The sequence below is a fragment of the Agrobacterium sp. SORGH_AS_0745 genome, from assembly GCF_030818995.1.
GTDB classification, from domain to species: domain Bacteria; phylum Pseudomonadota; class Alphaproteobacteria; order Rhizobiales; family Rhizobiaceae; genus Agrobacterium; species Agrobacterium tumefaciens.
In genome coordinates, this window is sequence record NZ_JAUTBI010000004.1 from 184,297 (window position 1) to 203,345 (window position 19,049).

At 57.3% G+C, this 19,049-nt stretch carries 14 protein-coding genes and 2 pseudogenes; 8 read left to right on the forward strand and 8 right to left on the reverse strand.

Features of this window, described 5'->3' with window-relative positions; genetic code table 11:
• Position 1 precedes the first annotated feature (1 nt).
• Both QE432_RS24540 and QE432_RS24545 read right to left on the reverse strand, forming a co-directional pair.
• On the reverse strand, positions 2–508 hold the full coding sequence (locus QE432_RS24540; RefSeq protein ID WP_111791045.1) for a GNAT family N-acetyltransferase: 507 nt from the start codon (positions 506–508) through the stop codon (positions 2–4).
• A gap of 217 nt (positions 509–725) precedes the next feature.
• On the reverse strand, positions 726–1,046 hold the full coding sequence (locus QE432_RS24545; RefSeq protein WP_025591476.1) for an ArsR/SmtB family transcription factor: 321 nt from the start codon (positions 1,044–1,046) through the stop codon (positions 726–728).
• 474 nt (positions 1,047–1,520) lie between these two features.
• On the opposite strand from QE432_RS24545, the gene QE432_RS24550 reads away from it, so the two are divergent.
• Complete coding sequence (locus QE432_RS24550; protein WP_306627243.1) at positions 1,521–2,480, forward strand: AraC family transcriptional regulator; 960 nt, start codon at positions 1,521–1,523, stop codon at positions 2,478–2,480.
• Positions 2,481–2,893: 413 nt separating this feature from the next.
• Here QE432_RS24550 and rnk read toward each other — a convergent pair whose 3' ends face one another.
• Entirely contained in the window at positions 2,894–3,307 is a 414-nt protein-coding gene (gene rnk, locus QE432_RS24555) for a nucleoside diphosphate kinase regulator (RefSeq protein WP_306627245.1), read from the reverse strand.
• A 519-nt stretch (positions 3,308–3,826) separates the two neighbouring features.
• Between rnk and QE432_RS24560 the strand changes: the two genes are divergently transcribed.
• From QE432_RS24560 to QE432_RS24585, 6 genes are all read left to right on the forward strand, one after another.
• On the forward strand, positions 3,827–4,252 hold the full coding sequence (locus QE432_RS24560) for a GreA/GreB family elongation factor (protein ID WP_111790837.1): 426 nt from the start codon (positions 3,827–3,829) through the stop codon (positions 4,250–4,252).
• A gap of 181 nt (positions 4,253–4,433) precedes the next feature.
• The gene (locus QE432_RS24565; RefSeq protein WP_306627247.1) at positions 4,434–5,336 is read left to right on the forward strand and encodes a DMT family transporter; all 903 of its coding nucleotides are present in this window, start codon (positions 4,434–4,436) and stop codon (positions 5,334–5,336) included.
• A gap of 87 nt (positions 5,337–5,423) precedes the next feature.
• Positions 5,424–6,773, forward strand: coding sequence for an NADP-specific glutamate dehydrogenase (gene gdhA, locus QE432_RS24570; RefSeq protein WP_306627249.1), 1,350 nt, complete (start codon positions 5,424–5,426; stop codon positions 6,771–6,773).
• A 214-nt stretch (positions 6,774–6,987) separates the two neighbouring features.
• The gene (locus QE432_RS24575) at positions 6,988–7,710 is read left to right on the forward strand and encodes a hypothetical protein (RefSeq protein WP_306627251.1); all 723 of its coding nucleotides are present in this window, start codon (positions 6,988–6,990) and stop codon (positions 7,708–7,710) included.
• 498 nt (positions 7,711–8,208) lie between these two features.
• Positions 8,209–8,745 carry an NUDIX hydrolase gene (locus QE432_RS24580; RefSeq protein WP_112157754.1) on the forward strand — a complete coding sequence of 179 codons (537 nt, stop codon included), beginning with the start codon at positions 8,209–8,211 and terminating at the stop codon, positions 8,743–8,745.
• 207 nt (positions 8,746–8,952) lie between these two features.
• Positions 8,953–9,159, forward strand: a complete 207-nt coding sequence (locus QE432_RS24585; protein ID WP_025591490.1) for a hypothetical protein — start codon at positions 8,953–8,955, stop codon at positions 9,157–9,159.
• Between the two features lie 340 nt (positions 9,160–9,499).
• Here the strand turns inward: QE432_RS24585 and QE432_RS24590 are convergent.
• Positions 9,500–12,635 (reverse strand): annotated as a pseudogene (locus QE432_RS24590) (response regulator).
• 156 nt (positions 12,636–12,791) lie between these two features.
• Between QE432_RS24590 and QE432_RS24595 the strand changes: the two are divergent.
• Entirely contained in the window at positions 12,792–13,799 is a 1,008-nt protein-coding gene (locus QE432_RS24595; protein ID WP_306627253.1) for a sensor histidine kinase, read from the forward strand.
• A gap of 625 nt (positions 13,800–14,424) precedes the next feature.
• Here QE432_RS24595 and QE432_RS24600 read toward each other — a convergent pair.
• From QE432_RS24600 to QE432_RS24615, 4 genes and pseudogenes are all read right to left on the reverse strand, one after another.
• Positions 14,425–15,264, reverse strand: a complete 840-nt coding sequence (locus QE432_RS24600) for an alpha/beta hydrolase (RefSeq protein WP_306627255.1) — start codon at positions 15,262–15,264, stop codon at positions 14,425–14,427.
• A gap of 12 nt (positions 15,265–15,276) precedes the next feature.
• Positions 15,277–16,740 (reverse strand): NAD-dependent succinate-semialdehyde dehydrogenase, encoded by a 1,464-nt coding sequence (locus tag QE432_RS24605; protein ID WP_306627257.1) that lies wholly within the window; start codon positions 16,738–16,740, stop codon positions 15,277–15,279.
• A gap of 20 nt (positions 16,741–16,760) precedes the next feature.
• Positions 16,761–17,962, reverse strand: a pseudogene (locus QE432_RS24610) (iron-containing alcohol dehydrogenase).
• Between the two features lie 20 nt (positions 17,963–17,982).
• Entirely contained in the window at positions 17,983–18,987 is a 1,005-nt protein-coding gene (locus QE432_RS24615) for an Ldh family oxidoreductase (RefSeq protein ID WP_306627259.1), read from the reverse strand.
• Between the last annotated feature and the right edge of the window lie 62 nt (positions 18,988–19,049).

Genomic DNA, 19,049 nt, shown 5'->3' on the forward strand with positions numbered 1-19,049 from the left:
GCTAATCGAGCAGGCGACGCACCATCATGACGTCATCGATCTCCCTGCCGTCATGTAGAAAGCCAGCAGGAATCCGACCGACCTCAGAGAAGCCTTCCCGCAGGTAGAAACGTATTGCAGCCGGGTTTTCCGCACTCACAGCCAGTTCCAACTGCAGAATCCCGATGTCACGGGCATAGTCTGCAACTGTCCCCAGGAGATTACGGGCAAGGCCCGTTCCGCGTAGGTTCTTGCGCACATAAACCATGATAATCGTGGCACGATGAGCCATCTTGCTCGCGCGTTGGCGGAGCAAACCGGTTATGCCCACAGGTTCGTCATCCCGAAACGCGACAAAAACCGGATCATGCAGACGCTGCTGCCATTCATCGACAGACAGTGAAACCCAGTCCTCATAGCTGCTTGCATAAAAGGTCGGTTCAGAGCGAAGCGCTTCCAGGCGAATGCGTCGAAATGCGTCCACTTGATCTGCCTGAATACGCCTGACCGCTAGCGAGCTTCCGTCCATCAATGGTCTCCTGCGATATACAGGCAAAGCCTATACGCGCGTTTCAATTCAATGCAACAAAGGAGGGCCGATAACATCAGAGCGTGGCCCAGAAACAGCGCTTACATTACAATACATCAAGAAAACAGTCTAAAGCGGCGAGGAATCTTGACTAGCCAGTAAGTCCAATCCAGTGAAGCCATCCATAACGTTGCCAGCTTCATGCGCCGGCGCGAATTTATCGCCCGCTTGGCGCCGCAGCCGGAGACACAGGCGGCTGCTCGCGGAAAATCGCTTCCAAAGTAGCTAAAATACGCCGCACTGCATCGGAATGGCTGAAATAGTAGATCACCTGCGCTTCACGGCGGGTCTGTACGACGTTTGCATTGCGCAGCTTGGCGAGGTGTTGCGACAAGGCTGATTGGCTGAGGCCAACCCGGTGTGCCAGCTCACCAACCGGAATTTCGGCGTCAACGAGAATCCGCAGTATTGCGAGCCTTTTCGGGTTTTCCATCGCCGCTAAAAGCTTGGAGGCCGAAATAATTGATTGCTCATCCAGACATCTCTGTATCAAATCCGTATCCAAACCACTTTATGTCGCGGACGTTTAGGCCATAATCCTTGGCTAAGCCATTCGACGTGAACCTTTTTTAGAGGTTTAGAGCCGCGACCGGTAAGGCGCCAATGTTTATAATTAAGAATAGTCGAAAACTCTCACTCTCAAAAGGCGCGTGAAGCCGATGAGCCACCTGTAAAGTGCAGGTGTGTTTCTGAGGTGCAATTTTTTTGCGACTATTGCCAGCGTGCCGGACAAATGTCCTCTGAACCGTTCACTAGACATTGAGAACGTCTTCCGCAACGCAGAGGCTGATTGCAAGCATGACTGATTACGACCGAAATGGAGCAATACCCTCGGTTGATTCCCAGATCTAAATGATGCCGCACCGTTGGTTATTATAGGGACATATGATGCCATTGAGTTGGTACCTAATGCGCTTTTTATCACGTCAACCTGTGTTGGGATGTGCGGGAAATGTCGGACGGTCTGTACAAACAGCTCAAGATCTCGTCGAGAGATATTGGGGAAGTCGAAGAGTATCTGAGTGAGGCGTATGCTCCCGTCGCTGTCATGCCACTGGGCTCACACGACAACTACGGGGTCACCGGTCAACTGGCCGTAATCGATGAAGTATTCTTCGAATGGTCGGCGACGATAGGCTCGTATCGCGTTACTCCCATTGCGATGTTCGACGCTGTTCTGTTTAATTTCGCGAGCAAGGGAGCGACCGAATATGACTTCCGGGGTGAAAGGCTATCGATTGCGGCTAATCAGGTCATTGGCTACCGGCACGCCGATAGCGTGGATGTCCTTGATGGTAGCGAACATTCAACAGTTGTTATCTCAGACGCTCTATTATCAAGACGCATGTCGATATTGCTCGATCGGCCTGTGGTTCAGCCGATCGAATTTAGCAAACGCGCTCTGGATCATGGCAAACTCGAAGGGCTTCCGGCTCTTGTTCAAATGCTGAACGGTTCACCGTTACAAGGAATTGCCAGGTCATTGAATAAGCAGTCTCCGAGTATGGGTAATCTGATCGTTGACAGTTTTCTTCTAAACTATCCGAACAACTACACGCAAAAACTTGAGGCGCCTGTGCCCGTCATTGCTCCACGACAAGTCCGTCGAGCGATTGATTATATCCATGCGCACCCAGCGGCTAGAAGCTCTCCTGAACTCTTGGCGGGCCTGAGCGGGGTCAGTGTTCGTTCTTTGCAATATTCCTTTTTGAACTGCGTGGGACAAACAATAAGTGAGTATCAGCTTGCTCTGCGCCTTCAAAAAGCTCGCGACGAGATCGATCGGAATAAGGATCGGTCCGTAAAGGAGATTTCTCAGGCGTGGGGATTTGCGACCCAAAGTGCCTTCACCCAGAGCTTCAAAAAAGCATTTGGGGTCAGCCCATCTCAACACCGGAAGGGCGAACTTTAGGCGCTGGATCGTCCATGGCATTGATCCGCCTCGTTTTTCGGCGTGGCAATGGCGTTGCAGGATGTGTGACATCAGTCAAGCATAACCATCTGAGCCGCCACCTGCTCCTCGAACAACTTCGAGAAAGAGGTGATGGGTGCCGAAACGATTGCGCTTCTAGTAGCTCATTCAGATATTCAGGTGATGTTCATTCACGTTTAAACGCAAGGCGGTATGCATGGATCGAAGCTTGCCGGGTCATCCAGGGACGGATGGCCAACCAAGGGAGTGGAAGATGAAGCTCTCTGGCATCGATTGGGATCGCAATAGTCGCGATTACTCGCGACGTTTGAATTGTGACCTCGTCAATCGGTGGATGCGGACGGTCGCCGTCAATTTGTAAACGGGTTCTCGTATCATCCGGAATGAGGGTCTTAAGAGGCGTTGACCGTTAAGTCGGCCATCACCTCAAGGACGGTCAACTTGTGTGAATGCCCGTCACGGCCCTTCCACTCGATCTGCTGTCCGGGAGAAAGACCAAGAAGAGCAGCTCCAATCGGGGTCAGCACGCTGACCATTGAGCGTTCGATGTCGGCGAGGCCGGGGTAACAAAGAGTTACCGTCCTTCTGGCTCCGCCTTCCATCAGGTAGGATACCGTCGATCCGACCGCCACTGCGTCTGCGGGGAACTGGTCATCCTCTACGACATCAGCACGCTCAAGTTCGATAAGCAACTTCTCGGCATCGTCGAGGTCGCGCCCCGGTGCCGCGAGTGCAAGAGCGGTCAGACGAGCGTGGTCAGTCTGCCGGGCGATGATGGACGGCTTTGTGTAATCAGTGGTGTTCATTTCATATGCCTCGTACCGCGGCCGAATAGCTGCGTTTTAAAAAGACTGCTTGTGGAGGGTGAGGTCGCGCAATCCCGCAGGATCAAAGCCCGGGTTCAGACGCGCGACAGCAGTCTACGTCCCGGGCTAGTATCCTTCGACGGGATACTCTCGGCAGAGGCGAAATTTATGTGAATTGCCAATTTTCAACATGGTGCCCTAATCATGGCATGCCTGAGGGGGAAGTCAAGAAGCGCTCCGTGAGACGCTGCCCGGCGCTTTTGATCTCGGCAAGTGCCCTTGACTTCATGGCACCTTCCATAAATGCTAGGTTGATGTTGAATGAGAGCAAAAGACGCGCAGTGAGCGCTTTCAGCGTCTGCCCCATCGCAGGATCGTAACCGGGTCCGGCCACTGTCGCCTGCCGGATCCAGAGTGGCTACGTCAACACGTTCGCCTTACCATCTGCGGCAAGTCTCTCTTCAAACAAGTCAACGCCCTTCCTCTAGCGATGGGGTTGTTGCGCAGGTCACAATAAACATGTCTTCACTCAGCCAAACCATGCCCATAATCGGGGCAACAGACTTTCACACACTTAGCCGCCTGACGCTCGTGGCCCTGACCAATGATTTCGACGTCGGCCCCGACTTGAGTGAGAAGCTGGAAAACTCCTGGGTCTTGGCAGACGAACAGGTCTCGCTCGACACGGTCTGCCTAGGATCAACTGTCTCGTATGATGTAGAGGGGCAGCAACGTCAGGTTACCCTTGTTCTCCCGAATGAAGTGCTGGCAGACGCGGGCCGCTTGTCTGTATTGACGCCTGTTGGCGTGGCGCTCTTGGGCCTTAAGCCCGGGCAGCGCGGGGAGTGGAATTCTCGCGATGGACACAGACATCAATTGACTGTCGTCCGGGTCGGCCGTGCCGGTTTACGACGAGCAGCCGCGGAAGCCTTCAGCCACCTCTGAACGCGATGATATCGACGCAAGAAAGGTCTGCAGGACCGGATGTCTGCGCTTGCTTGCGCACGTTCCTCCGCCCTTTGAACGCACCAACAACATCTGTTTCGTATGGTGCTTCAGATGTTTGGCCAACAAAAGTGGACCAAGGCTTCCCTTATCGCGGCAGCACAAGCTGTCCGGAGCAATCATGGAAAAAGACACACATTTTACTGGAATGCGGGGGCGGGCAGGTTTTGCGCAGGGACTTGGCTGGATGGCGCTGAGCATGGCGTCCTTCATAAGCATGGCTGTCGGGTCTCGCGAGCTCGCATCGACCTTGTCGATCAGACAGGTACTGTTTTTCCGGGCTCTCGTCGGTCTCGGCGTAATTTTGCTGGTGGGACGGTCACTCCTGCCGCAGATCCTTCAGAAGAAACTGTTTCCAAGGCATCTCGCCCGAAACGTCGTTCACTTCACCGCCCAGTATTTCTGGACCATTGGCGTGGTCGCTCTCCCACTGGCCTCGATCTTTGCACTCGAATTTACGATGCCGATCTGGGTCGCATTTTTCGCCTGGCTTTTTCTCAAGGAGCAGCTAACCGGGCCGCGGCTTCTCGCAACCCTTGGCGGTTTCATCGGTGTTCTGGTGATAGTGCGTCCAGGATTCGGCGTCATTGATCCGGCTGCTGGTTTAGTGCTGCTGGCGGCCGCCGGCTATGGGCTTTCCTTAATTCTCGTCAAGCAGCTCACGAAAGAATGCTCACCAGCAATCATCGTGGTCTGGATGATCCTCATTCAACTGCCGCTGGGACTGCTGGCCGCGTTGACGGACTGGAGGGACGTCAGCCTGTCCGATATTCCGTGGATGATGGTTGCCGGCGTTGGTGCCTTGAGTGCGCATTACCGCCAGGCACAGGCGCTTAAGCGCCTCGATGCATCTGTCATCATGCCCATCGACTTTTTGCGTGTACCCATGGCTGCGGTCGTCGGGTTCTACGCTTACGGAGAAGGCGTAGACGCCTGGGTCGTCATCGGCGGATGCATAATCCTGCTGTCGAACTTCCAGGCGATGATGTCCGAGCGAGTGAGGTCAAAGAACCCCGATGTCTGACGAGCCAAGACAGTCACCCTCGCCGCAGTGATTAGGCTGCTTGCCCATGCCGATCTTCCTTAAGCTATTAAAAAAACGGAGTATTTGATGGTTCACGTCGACGAAAAACTCGAACCCATTCTCGACGAAGTCTTGCGCCGAAACGCAGGAGAGTTCGAGTTCCACCAGGCCGTGCGCGAAGTCCTGGAGAGCCTTGGAAGAGTCATTGCTAAACATCCGCGTTATGCGGAAAACGCCCTCATCGAGCGCATTTGTGAACCGGAGAGGCAGATCATCTTTCGTGTGCCTTGGGTGGATGACAACGGTCAGGTCCAAATCAATCGCGGATTCCGCGTGCAATTCAACTCTGCTTTGGGTCCCTATAAGGGCGGCATTCGGTTTCATCCCTCGGTCAACGTCGGTATCATCAAGTTCCTCGGATTCGAACAGACGTTCAAGAACGCCTTGACCGGTATGCCCATCGGGGGAGGGAAGGGCGGATCCGACTTCAATCCGCGCGGACGATCTGATGGCGAAATTATGCGCTTTTGTCAGTCGTTCATGACTGAGCTTCATAGACATATTGGCGAATACACCGATGTTCCCGCTGGCGACATCGGTGTCGGCGGTCGTGAGATTGGCTATATGTTTGGCCAGTACAAGAGGCTCACCAATCGATTTGAGGCGGGTGTCCTGACCGGGAAAGCCCTGTTCTATGGCGGTTCGCGCGCTCGCAAAGAAGCGACAGGTTATGGGGCGAGCTACTTTGTGCGCAGGATGCTGGCCTCCAAAGGAATGGACTTTTCAGAAAAGCGTGTATCGGTTTCTGGTTCGGGCAACGTTGCAATTTATACAATGGAAAAAGTAAGCGAGTTCGGCGGGAAGATTGTCGCTTGCTCCGATTCAAACGGTTATGTCGTTGATGAAAGCGGGATTGATTTCGCCCTGGTCAAGGAGATCAAGGAGGTCCGCCGAGGACGCATCTCGGAATACGTGAAGCTCAAGGGGTCGGACGCTTGCTTTGTAGAGGGAGGATCAATCTGGGATGTCCCCTGTGACGTGGCTATGCCCTGTGCAACGCAGAACGAACTGACTGGTAAAGACGCAAAGACGCTCGTCAGAAACAACGTCATCGCGGTGGGAGAAGGTGCAAATATGCCGTCGACTCCCGAGGCTGTAAGGTTGTTTCAGGCGGCGGGCGTCATGTTCGCGCCTGGCAAGGCCGCAAATGCAGGAGGGGTCGCCACGTCTGCTTTGGAAATGCAACAGAACGCTTCCCGTGACAGCTGGACGTTTGAGCAAACGGAGGCGCGCCTCGCAGACATCATGAGTGCGATCCATGATGTCTGCGCGGAAACCGCCGAGGAATATGGCGCGCCGGGCGATTACGTCCTTGGTGCAAACATCGCCGGATTTGTTCGGGTCGCGGAAGCTATGGACGCGTTAGGGGTCATCTAGGCGATCACGAGCGGCGGCCCAGCTCGACTCATGCTGTCCGGGAGGAACGCATCGGTGATGATTATTGGACCTCAAGCCAGACCGGAGCCGCTGCCCCTCAAAGCAGGAGCGTCACCCGATCGCACGCGTGCGATGGGGTCGTTCGCCAATTCAGTCGCTCCACTGGTCTTTGTTCTCTTTGTTGAGAACAAGGCGTTTTTCAGAGGTTACCACCTTGTTTCCTGCTCTGGTTGCCAAGCCCAATTTTGGACTTGATCATGCTACTCTGGCTGATGTCGCCGCTATCCTATGTGAGGACGAGGCCTGCCTTGCACCGATTGCTAACGCGGCTAACGAGACGACAGGCGAGCCACGGTGGATTGCTCTGGCGTTAATACATGCACTCTGGCGGAAGGCTGGAGTCGCCCCTCAGGTGATGTCCTCCGTCCTTAAAGCCTGGCCGGAGATAGTGGCATCGCTCGAAGCGGTTATGTGTTTCCGGGCAAATGCGGCCGCCGAAGAGAGCGATCCATTCATGTTCTATCAACCTTTCGCCGTCCACTCGATCCCCGTTGCTGGTCTCGATGAGTACATTGATCTGGTTGAGAACCGCTTCATTATTTGGAGGCGTCCCAGCATCGATCGGAAATCTCTGGGAAAAGCAATGATCGCTGGACGCAGGTCGGACAATGATGCCGCTTATCTTGCCGCCTTAAGATCGCTGCAAGCCCGACCGACATACCAGAGCACCGGGCTTGGCTTTACCGATGGAAGCACGTTCTTCCACAACGAGTGGGGGCGCAACCTAGCTGAGCAGGCGCTCGAATCGTCAGTGCGGTGCAACGACCGGTCAGGTCTGTTGTTCGAGAACAGCTACGTCTGCAAAACCTCCATCAATGTCTCGATCGTCGTCCGCGCGTTCAAGCGAAAAGCTCTGGGTCTGACAGTAAGGCCATAAAGTGACGCAGAGCTTCTTGCCGCTGAGTGGATGTCACGAGGTTCGTTCACGTACGATTTGGCGCGAATGGTCCGACATCATTCCTATCGTGCGGCAAAAGGTCACCTTGCCGTCAACGCGATCCTTGCCCAGATAAGCATCATGAAAACGACCATGAAATCCCTATTTTTCAGGCTTATTGATCAGGCACGTTCCCTAACCCGGAGCTGGCAGCACTGAACCCTTAACGCCGCCATAGACCCAGCCGCTCCGGGAACCACGCAATTGAAAGTGCGGTTCGTAATGCGTCGCTCGCGCGACGTAGCCATGGAGCGTTTCAATGTCCCACCCTCGCCCCCTTCCAGTCTGCCCTGCCTGCAACCGTCAACTGCCGGGTGCCGCGGCCCGGTGCCCTTGGTGTGAAACCTCTGTTCCACTGAGAGCCGCACGCAAGCCTCATAGTTGCAAGCGCAACGAGTTCCGGCTGCCCTTTCGCTGGCTTGCGGAGACCGCAGGACAATGACAGGCGCTACGACAGCAAGCCGGATCGTCTCGTCACCTGATGACAGAGGTGAGTTGCAGCAGGTCGGAGTACTTCCCTGGCGGATCGGGCGCGACGGCCATCGCAAGGTGCTGCTTGTCACGGACCGTGAGCGCGAGCGCTGGATCGTGCCCAATGGCCCGCTCGTGAAAGCATGTCCGCCCCTCGTCATGGCCTCGCGACATGCGTTCAAGGTGGCAGGAATTATTGGCGACATGTCCCCGGCTCCGGTAATGACATACAGATACATCAAGACCCTCAACGATGGGCCTCAGCTTGTCTGCTGTGTCACGATATTCGGTATGAACGTGCGTGGCACTTTGACCCACTGGCGCGAAAAAGCGCACCGAAAAAGACGATGGTTTTCTCCACAAGCGGCGGCGGACAGGCTGGGTGATATCGCGCTTGCCGATTTTGTACGGAAGCTCGATGCAGAGCTGGGGTGCTGGCATGCCCGCCGTCACTCTGGCCGCCTGATCCTGGGGTTGAGCGAGCGGCAAGGTTCTGGTGTCTGACATGCCGACGATGGAGCTAACGGGTTTCGCGCTCACCATGCGTTACGTCTTTCCTATCCGAAGGGTTAGTGCCGGACGCTGATTGCCTGGCGCCAATAGTTGCGACCGCGACATTGGCGTCAGGTTTCTCGCAACCCGACACGAAAACTGCGGAGCAAATCTGGCCGCCTGTGCCATGGCATTGCCCGCATTCGGAAAGAAGCAGTCATGACTTTCAGATATATTCACACCCTTCCTATCAGCGGCCCCAACAAGTTGCCTCGTTTCAGGCGGTGGGCTGCCGAAAATATTCCCGGCATTGCCGTCTCTCTGCCGCCCCAGGTACCGGTTAAGAGCGAAGCTCTAACGGTGCGATTGAGATCGGTCGAGGATCGCAACACGCTGATCGCGAAACTGGAGGGCGTCAGCCTCTAGTGATCTCGTGCCCCGCGGCGTACGGCTGATCCGGATCGAACTGGTGGTGTTTATGCCGCGCGGTTCTTGTCGGTCGAGCTATGACTTACGCCGCGCGGGCGTCGACTTCGGATAAAAACCGGAAGGCCCATTAACCGGCGAAGGGTGCCGTGGCCTCGCTTGCCCAGGGGGCATCGAGGTATCTCCACAGATCCAGTTCCACTATCGTGATGACTCGGCGGTCAACAGCGCAGGTGGGACTGGATACTCAACCTTGCGCAAGTGGCCGGCCGCCATCGCCAAACAGCGCGATGGCAAACGTGGATATACCCGTGCGCCAGTCATGCCAGCCAGATTGCGGTCACAAGGTCCGATCGGCCTTACCCAAAACCTGTCGCAGCCCATCGATACTGAAAGGCTTGGATAATTGCTGCGCATCGGAAATGCCCGAGGCTGTCTTGGCGTTGTCGTCACCGCTTGCGAAAACGATCCGCACGTTTGGCCAGCGTTCCCTTACATGCCTTGCGAGTTCGATCCCGGACATGCCGGGCAGACCGACATCTGTCAGCAACATGTCGATCCTGTTGGTCTCAAGGACGCTGAGGGCATCTTCCGCTGAGTTAGCCTCGTGCACCGTGTGACCAAGCTCCTCTACCATGTCGACCGTCGACATCAGGATAAGCGGCTCATCCTCAACGATAAGGACATGCGGTTTTGCGGACACCGTTGGGCGGCTATCACGCGGCTCCCGCTCGGGTGCAGGCGCGGGCTCCTGGCGCTCCATCCGTTGCAAGGCAATCCTGTGTTGCTGCGCGTTGTTCAGGACGTGGCGGACTTTGCGGGCCAGTGCCTCGCGCGTGTAGGGTTTGGATAGCAACTCGACACCAGCGTCCAACCGGCCGCCGTGGACGATCGAATTTTCGGTGTAGCCTGAGGTAAATAACACGGCCATGCCAGGGAACTGAGCCTTGGCCTTCCTCGCAAGATCTGTGCTGCGCATCGGGCCCGGCATCACGACGTCCGTGAACAGCAGGTCGATCTGAACGCCACTGCTGACGACGGCGAATGCGGACTGTGCATCTCGCGCATTGAGGACGCGGTAACCAAGGTCCGTCAGCAGCGCCACCGATGTTTCCCTAACGCCGTCATCGTCTTCCACCACGAGAACAGTTTCCGTGCCACCCGTCACCGCAATGGCCTCTGGATCACTCAGGCTGTCTTCGACCTGCACCGTGCGCGGCATATAGAGTTTCATGGTCGTCCCATGCCCGACCTCGCTGTAGATTTTGAGGTGGCCTCCGGACTGCTTAAGAAAGCCGTAAACCATCGACAAACCGAGTCCGCTTCCCTTCCCGTCCGTCTTCGTGCTGAAGAACGGTTCCAGGACATGTTCGATGATATCCGGCGATATTCCTGACCCCGTATCGGTCACTGCAACGAGCACATATTGTCCGGGACGGACATCGTCGTGCGAACGGGCGTAATTGTCGTCGAGAACCGCATTTCCGGTCTCGATTGTCAATCGTCCGCGGCCTTCCATCGCGTCCCTCGAATTGATTGCCAGGGTTAAGGATGGCGTTCTCCAGCTGACTCGGATCGATCAGCGTATTCCACAACCCGCCGGAGACAACGGTTTCGAGTTCTATCTCTTCGCCCAGTGCCCGGCGCAGCATATCGTCCATATTCTGGATGAGTTTTCGAACATTGACGACTTTGGGCTCGAGCGGCTGACGGCGACCGAAGGCCAAAAGCTGCGATGCAAGCTTTGCGCCGCGGGCAACGCCGGCCAAGGCATTTTGCAGGCGTTGTTCTGCCCGCCTGTTGCCGTCGATATCTTTGGAGAGAAGCTGCAGGTTGCCGCTCACGACCTGGAGAAGATTGTTGAAGTCATGCGCCACGCCACCTGTGAGGTTACCCAGCGCTTCCATCTTTTGCGCCTGCCTCAACGCGATCTGTGCGGTTTCGCGCTCGACAGTTTCTTTCTCAAGCTTCAGAAGTGCTGTTCTCAGTTCAAGAGTGCGCTGCTCGACTTTTTCCTCAAGGGTGTGGTTAAGGCTCTGAAGCTGATCCTCAGCACGCTTCTGGTCCGTGACATCGAAGCCATCAACGAAAATCCCGGTCACTGATCCGTTAAGATCAAAAATTGGCTGGTAGATCAGATGTACGAAGCGCTGATCCGGCTGCTCGTTGCCATCCCGTTCCAGGAAAACAGGCACATAACGACCTATGTACGGCGTGCCCGATCGAAAAACACCGTCGAGCAATTCGAAGAAACCTTGCCCGGCAATCTCAGGCAGCGCCTCTCTGACACTGAGGCCAAGGAGCTCGCGATGCCCGACAAGTTGATTATAGGCATCGTTGACCAGCTCGAAAGTGTGTTCAGGCCCGCTGAGGATGCACATGAAACTTGGGGCTTGCTGGAACAGGGCGCGCATCCGATCTCGCTCCGCGGTCCGAAGTTGCACTTCTGAGGAGAGTTGACGATTGAGCTGCTCGAGTGCCAACGCTGCTTTTTCCCGGATCTCAGCGGCCTCCGCAAGCGCCGCTGCCCGTCGACGTTCTGTTTCGAACGCTTCGGCGCTCGCCAAGCGCGAGGTGATCTGGCCGGCTATCAATTTAAGGAAATCCAGATAATCGTCGCTGACCGCCCGATGCGGATTGAGCCCGGTGATCATTACCCCCTTGGGTTGGTCGCTGGCTTGTCCGACCAAAGGAATGACCGCAGCCTGAGATGGCGCTCTTTGCCAGGGCCCCGACGGGATGACGTCTGTGGCCGACAACTCTATCAGATCCATGGTCTGTTTTTGCCAGGCGCGTTCAAGGTTCCAGATACCCACACCACGGTTTATTGTTACGGGCAATAAAGTGTCGTCTTCAGCTGTGCCGCAAACCCACCGGCGCATCGCATTGCCGTTCTCGTCAAAAACATAAAGTGCGCAGAAGGGAAGATCCTGAGGGTTGTCGTTAAGCGCTTTGCGTGAAGCGTTGAAGACTTCGACCTCTGTGTCGGCCACGGCAAGGCCAGACGCCAGGGTGCGCATGGTTGCCAGGCGGCGTTCACTGATGACCCGCTCGGTTTCTTCCGTGACCGCGCAGAAGACGCCCTCGACCTTGCCACTGTCTCCGATCAGCGGACTGTAAGAGAAGGTATGATACGTTTCTTCCGGATACCCGTCGCGTTCGAGAAGCAAGAGCAGCGCGCGGTCCCAGGTTGCCTCTCCGCTTGAATAAACGGTTTCCAAGCGCCCTTTGATGTCATTCCAGATTTCAGACCATAATATCTTTGTCGGCACAGCAAGCGCGTTGGGGTGCTTATTTCCCAAGGTCGGCCTATAGGCATCGTTATAGAAAAAGGCGATGTCTGGACCCCAGCCAAGCCACATTTCAAATTTTGAGGTGAGCAACAGCCGAATTGCGACCTTCAGCGCTTCGGGCCACTCGTCCGGACAACCAAGTGTACTATCCGCCCAATCATGGCGCCGCATCATCTGCGCCATCTCTCCATCGCCAACAAATATGTCCCGATACCGGTCCGAAATTAATGCCATTCCACTTCCATCCCAATAAAGCACATACTACGTAGAACATTGATAACGCTTCGCTGGCCAGCTAGTTCTAGATCGATACCAGCTTTTGTATGGGGTGGGAGACATTTGAAATTGAGCAAAGGCACATCACAACCTGAATGGAGTACAGCCGAGCTCAGGCGTGCTATCCAGTCGGCCGGGGTCGCGCTCTGGGCCTGGATCGTTGATGACGACACGTTTGTGATGGATGCCAAGGCTTACGAACTCTGGGACATTTGCGGCGAGGTAGACCTCACTTTCGAGCATCTTTCCGCCAAGGTGCATCCCGCCGACCGAGACCGCGTCAGGGCGGCGTTCGTCTCAACTCGCGCCATCGACGGCCCGTTTGAAATTGATTTCCGCATTCTCACGAACGCCTCCGACGTTCGTTGGATTTCCGCTCGGGGCCAGGGCAACGAGGGAGACGCTGCAACCGAAAAAATGACAGGCATCTTTCTTGACGTCACGGGCCGCAAGCAGGCGGAGGAAGGGCATGAACTCCTTGCCGGCGAGATGAGCCATCGCGTCAAGAATATTCTGGCTCTGGCCTCTGGATTAACAAATATCACCTCGCGGACGACCGAGACAAAAGAGGAAATGGCAAAGCAGTTGACTGAGCGACTGACAGCCCTCGGCAGGGCCCACGAACTGGTGCGCCCGCTCCCCGATGGCCAGGGGAGATCGGCATTGCTCGGTGACCTCTTTGCTGTGCTGCTTGCCCCTTACGACGACGTTGGAGCTTTTGCAGGTCGCATCCGCGTTGCTGTGCCGCGGATGGGATTAGGAGAGAAGGCCGCAACCAGCCTGGCACTCGTGATACACGAGTTGGCAACGAATTCGCTCAAATATGGTGCCTTGTCGAATAAGGCGGGATTGCTCGACATATCCGGTTCTATAATCGAAGACGAGGTCGAGATCGTGTGGAGCGAACACGGAGGCGACCCTGCCCAGTCGCCCAGATCGTCAGACGGTTACGGCAGTAAGATGTTGCACAGGACAGTCTCTGGACAACTCGGTGGATCAATCGACTATAACTGGGTAGAGGGCGGCGTCGTTGTGACGCTAAGGATGAAAGAAAGCCATCTTTCTGGATAAATGATCAGCGACCTTGCTCGCCGCCGCCACCATCCCGCGCGCTGTAGCCTAGGCGCGCGCGCCAGCGGATGAGGTCGAGCAGCAGTTTGCGCTAAGGTGTTGAGGATCCCAAGCTTCTCAAGAGTTATAATAGCGTAACTGATACCATAAGGTGATGGTTTGGCATGATGCTCGTGATCGGGGACCGAGAGTTGGTCCCTCAAGTACCCCCGCGTGCCGAAACAAAAAGCCGAGGTCCCAACCACCGGCAGGCTGGGAGCACTTGCGGGGAAGCATCAACGTGCGCTCCGCCAAAACTGATGGCGCCTACCCGTCCTAAGGAACAGAATAGGGGTAACCGCTCGCCGATCAGCCAGGGCATGGTGCCTGGAACGTGGCCAGTTTCGATATTGGCGCCAGTATCCATGCCCTCAGGAAAACGCAAATCTCGTAATTGCAAGACAGCAACTCATCCCTGCTCTCACCAATGCGGAGGCAAGCTGTCCTGTCCGTCCCATGACATAATGAGATGCAGTATCGATCGTTGCTCTGCGGTCAGAACTGCGTCTTGTCCAAATTTTCGCAAAGGGTAATGCCGTCAAGGACGCCGTCACAGGGTGCGGCCCCTGCAGCGGATCCCATCAGTTTATGACTCCGACACCATCCGGGCGAGACGACCGCCGAGCGCCGAATCCGGATTGCCGAGGTCAAGCACGACGCTCATATGGTTGCGATCTGGAACATTCAGTATGCCCGCGTCCTGTCCCATTCTCTCCAGCATCGTCTGCATGTCCGTGGCCTGAGCGTGGAAAGGCGCCGTTTCATTAGATCCGACCGCAATGATCCGCATGGGACAATCGAGCTGGGTCGCTCCAAGCGGCGACCAGGCCTCGGCCTCTCCCTCAGTCATCTCGGCCTCATCTCGAAGGAAGCTGTCGGGTATCCCTGAGAGATCGTAAATGCCGCTGAGAAGCAGAAGTCCCTTCAACTCGGGCAATAATGGAACATTTGTTTCCGCCGGGCCGATGGAGGCCAGGAAGGAGGCAAGATGAGCGCCAGCCGAATGGCCGCTGACGGTCATTCGATCGGGCTTCGCACCGAAGTCCAAGGCATGCTCCTGTAGCCAGAGCACGGACCTTCGCACCTGGCCAACCAGCACATCAAGCCGCTCGCCGGGCATGAGGTCGTATTCAACGAGTGCCGCGACGCCGCCAGCGGCCAGAACTGGAGCAGCGACGAAGCGGTAGTTCTCCTTCTCGCCGGAGCGCCAGTATCCCCCATGGACAAAGACATGTAGCGGCGCACCGGTCTTCGGGCGTTCCGGCAGGATGACGTCCAAAACCTCCCGCGGCCGCGCGCCGTAGCGCAGATCGGCCAACACATTCGCGCGCGCCGAAACTGCACGGCTACGAGTGGCGAATTCGGCGGCGATCGCGTCGAAATCCTGCACGAAATCCCGAATCCTGTATAGATCCTGTGACGTCATCCTGTTCCCCCGTCAGTACTCAACAGCGTAATATTTCGCCTCCATGAATTCCAGGATACCGGTGACGCCGCCTTCGCGGCCGAGGCCGCTCTGCTTGACGCCACCAAAGGGTGCTGCCGGGTCCGACATCAGACCCCTGTTGATACCGAGCATGCCGGTTTCGAGGCGCTTGCCGACCTTGAGCGCCCGCTTCAGGTCGCCGGAATAGATATAGGCAGCCAGACCGTACTCCGTGTTGTTGGCAAGGTGAACCGCCTCGTCGTCGGTTTCGAACCTGTAGACGGGCGCGACCGGGCCGAAGATCTCTTCGCGGGCGATGGATGCATCCACCGGCACGCTTTCGAGCACCGTTGGCGGATAGAAATAGCCGTTTTCCATAAGCGGTTTACCACCCGTTGTCAGGCGAGCGCCCGCAGCCACCGCTTCGGAGACGAGGCGATCAATCTTGCGAACGGCATTCGTCGTGATCATCGGGCCGCATTGCGTTTCTGGATCGTAGCCGGGGCCGATCCTGAGCGCAGCCATGCGGGCCGTCAACCCGGCGACGAAAGCGTCGTGAATGCCGGACTGGACATAGAAACGGTTGGCGGCGGTGCAGGCTTCCCCGGCATTGCGCATCTTGGCTATCATCGCGCCATCGAGTGCGGCCTCCAGATCAGCGTCATCGAAGACGATGAAGGGCGCGTTTCCACCGAGTTCCATCGAGCAGCTGACGACCGACTTTGCGGCCTGCGCAAGAAGCATTCGGCCGACACCGGTAGAGCCCGTGAAGGATAGTTTGCGAACGCGCGGATCGGCGAGCATGGCATTCGTCACCCCGCTTGGATTGCTCGTAGTCAGTACGTTGACGACGCCCGCCGGCACGCCTGCCTCCTCGCCAAGCCGCGCCATGGCATAGGCCGTCAGCGGTGTTTCGGAGGCGGGCTTCAGGATCACCGTGCAGCCGGCGGCAAGGGCCGGAGCGATCTTGCGGGTCGCCATGGCCGCCGGGAAATTCCACGGCGTGATCAGCACCGCGATGCCAATCGGCTCGTGGTCGACGAGGATGCGATGCGAACCGGAAGGGGTGTGGCGGAATTCGCCGGGGATGCGCGTTGCCTCTTCCGCATACCAGCGGAAAAATTCGGCGGCATAGGCCACTTCGCCGCGTGCATCGGGCAGCGCCTTGCCATTTTCCAGCGCGATAAGCGTGGCGAGCTCTTCCTCGTGCTGCGTCATCAACTGGAACCAGCGACGCAGGATTTCGGCGCGTTGCCGGGCAGAGGTGGCACGCCATCCGGCGGAGGCTGCCTGCGCGGCATCGACGGCGCGCATCGCGTCTTCGACAGAGGCGTCAGCAACCTCGGCAAGCTTGCTCCCCGTCGAGGGATCCATCACGGCAATGCCGTCGCCCTTGTGCCATGTGCCACCGATATAAAGGCCCTCGGCGTGGAGGGCAGGATCGGCATAACCGGTGATTTTGTTTTGGAACGTCATGGCGGGAAATCCTTTTCAACTCAGTTCAGGCGTGACCGGTCACCATGATAGGCGGCGGCAACGAGGGTGCGCATTTCTTGCGGGTTCAAAGGGCGGGGATTGTTTTGAATGAGGCGCGTTATGCCGCAACTTTGCTCGGCTACCCAGTCGATCCTGTCTTCAGCAAGACCGAGATCGCGCAAAGTCGCGGGAATGCCGATCCGCTCGAAAAGCGTAACGACGGCGGGGATAACGTCCTCGGGGCCGGGCAAGCCGGCCGCGTCGGCAATCTGCGCGAGTTCGCGCCCGATGACCGGCTCGTTCCAGGTCATCACAAAGGGCATAAGGCAGGCAACGCCGAGACCATGGGCTGTGTGGGTGAGGGCGCCGACAGGATACTGGATGGCATGGGCGGCGGCGGTTCCCGCTACCCCAAAGGCAAGCCCCGCAAGCGTTGCGCCCAGCATCACCTTTTCACGCGCGACGCGCGGTCCGCGCCGTTTTTGCAGGCCGCTTCCAGCCCCTGCCACAGCAGGGTGATGGCGCTGAGTGCGAAATGATCGGATATCTCATTCTTGCCGACGAAGACGCGCTGCTGGGCAATACCCGGAACGGGGTCGCGCCGGATCGCTGTGAAGGCCTCGATCGCATGGGTCAGCGCATCGGCCCCGGCAATTGCCGTCAGGCGGGGCGGGCAGGAGAGGGTGAGTTCCGGATCGCAGATAGAGACAGTCGGGATCAGATAGGGGCTGGAGATGCCGACCTTCAGGCTGCGCTCGACATCGGAAAGCACGGCGACGGGCGTTACCTCCGATCCGGTACCGGCGGTGGTTGGAATGGTGATCAACGGCATTACGGCCCCCGGCACTCTATGCTCGCCGTAATAGTCCTGCGGCCTGCCACCGTGGCTGAGAAGCAGAGCCAGGCATTTGGCCATGTCCAGACACGAACCGCCGCCTATACCTATGACCAGGTCCGGCGAAAAAATGCGGGCACGCTCGGCGCTGTTTGCGGCGGAATCGACGGGAACGTCGGGAAGGGTGGAGCTATCGACCATGACGGCGAGGCCGACGTCGTCAAGTTGACGGACGAGTGTGAGAAAGTCGGCATCTTCCGCAAGTCGTGTATCCGTGACGATCAGCGCGCGCTTGCCGAACCTGGCGGCGATGCTGCCGAGTGCATGTCGCTGCCCGGCGCCGAAAAGCAGTTCGCGCGGCGCTCTCAATGTGCCGAAAAGGTTCATTCTGTGTCTCCTCCGATAATTCAGGCGGCCTTAAGCGCCATAAGCTGATCTAAAAGCGGCTGCGGCAGCTCTATTCCCGTGTTTTCAGTCTCGGCGCGGCGCTGACGCGCGCCATCACCCGGAATTGCGACCGGGTTTGCAGGGTTGGTCGGGCGGGACAGGCGCAGACGATCCAAATAGGTCGCAAGCGACTGGACACTGCCATCTCCCGCTGCCGCGTCGATGAGAATGAGAAGGTCGCCCTTGGTGGCCAGGTGGGTATCGTCGAGCGTGCCATGTACATCGGGCGCGAGATCGGAACCGGCAAGCGCTGCGACGAGAAGTTCGATCGCAAGACCCAGCCCGTATCCTTTCGCGCCGCCGAAGGGCGCTATCGCCCCGGCCTTTGCCGCCTGCGGGTCGGTCGTTGGGCGGCCTGCCGCATCCACGGCCCAGCCAGACGGGATAGGCATTCCGCGCATTGCGTGATTGTGGATCTTGCCCATGGAAACGACGCTGGTTGCAAGATCGAGCACGAAAGGTCGCTCACCGCAGGGAATGCCGATGGCGATGGGGTTGGTGCCGAGCATCGCTTGCGTTCCGCCGAACGGATGCACGAGCGCCTCGCTGGTCGACATGACGATGCCGATCAGGCCTTCCCTCGCGACGGCCTCCGCATAATAGGCGAGCATGCCGATATGGTTGGCGTTATGGATCGCAGCGACAGCGATTCCTGTCTTGCTCAGTACACTTCGCATGGTGTGCATCGCATGCATGACTACCACAGGTCCGAGACCACATTCGCCGTCAACGCTGAGAAATGATCTCCGGCTCCATGTTCCGGTTCCGCATGCTTTGGCGTCGGAAATTCCCTTGTCCAGCCGGGAAAGGATGAGCGGCAGCCGCTGCAGGCCATGCGAAGGTAGCCCGCGCAGTTCGGCCTCCAGAAGCACGTCGGCCTGGAGGCTCGCATTGTCGGACGGGACGCCCCGACCTTCGAGCAGGGCCGTCGCCAGATGCCGGAGTCGTTCCGGTTGCTGCTTCATTTCAAAATCCTATATCAGATCATATACGATATTGTATTTGACATACGATATCTTATTTGTAA

What these genes read in the sequence shown, in the direction of transcription:
- QE432_RS24540 (WP_111791045.1), bottom strand. Translation starts at nt 508, where the DNA reads ATGGACGGAAGCTCGCTAGCGGTCAGGCGTATTCAGGCAGATCAAGTG.
- QE432_RS24550 (WP_306627243.1), top strand. Translation starts at nt 1,521, where the DNA reads ATGTCGGACGGTCTGTACAAACAGCTCAAGATCTCGTCGAGAGATATT.
- rnk (WP_306627245.1), bottom strand. Translation starts at nt 3,307, where the DNA reads ATGAACACCACTGATTACACAAAGCCGTCCATCATCGCCCGGCAGACT.
- QE432_RS24560 (WP_111790837.1), top strand. Translation starts at nt 3,827, where the DNA reads ATGTCTTCACTCAGCCAAACCATGCCCATAATCGGGGCAACAGACTTT.
- QE432_RS24565 (WP_306627247.1), top strand. Translation starts at nt 4,434, where the DNA reads ATGGAAAAAGACACACATTTTACTGGAATGCGGGGGCGGGCAGGTTTT.
- gdhA (WP_306627249.1), top strand. Translation starts at nt 5,424, where the DNA reads ATGGTTCACGTCGACGAAAAACTCGAACCCATTCTCGACGAAGTCTTG.
- QE432_RS24580 (WP_112157754.1), top strand. Translation starts at nt 8,209, where the DNA reads ATGACAGGCGCTACGACAGCAAGCCGGATCGTCTCGTCACCTGATGAC.
- QE432_RS24585 (WP_025591490.1), top strand. Translation starts at nt 8,953, where the DNA reads ATGACTTTCAGATATATTCACACCCTTCCTATCAGCGGCCCCAACAAG.
- QE432_RS24600 (WP_306627255.1), bottom strand. Translation starts at nt 15,264, where the DNA reads ATGACGTCACAGGATCTATACAGGATTCGGGATTTCGTGCAGGATTTC.
- QE432_RS24605 (WP_306627257.1), bottom strand. Translation starts at nt 16,740, where the DNA reads ATGACGTTCCAAAACAAAATCACCGGTTATGCCGATCCTGCCCTCCAC.
- QE432_RS24615 (WP_306627259.1), bottom strand. Translation starts at nt 18,987, where the DNA reads ATGAAGCAGCAACCGGAACGACTCCGGCATCTGGCGACGGCCCTGCTC.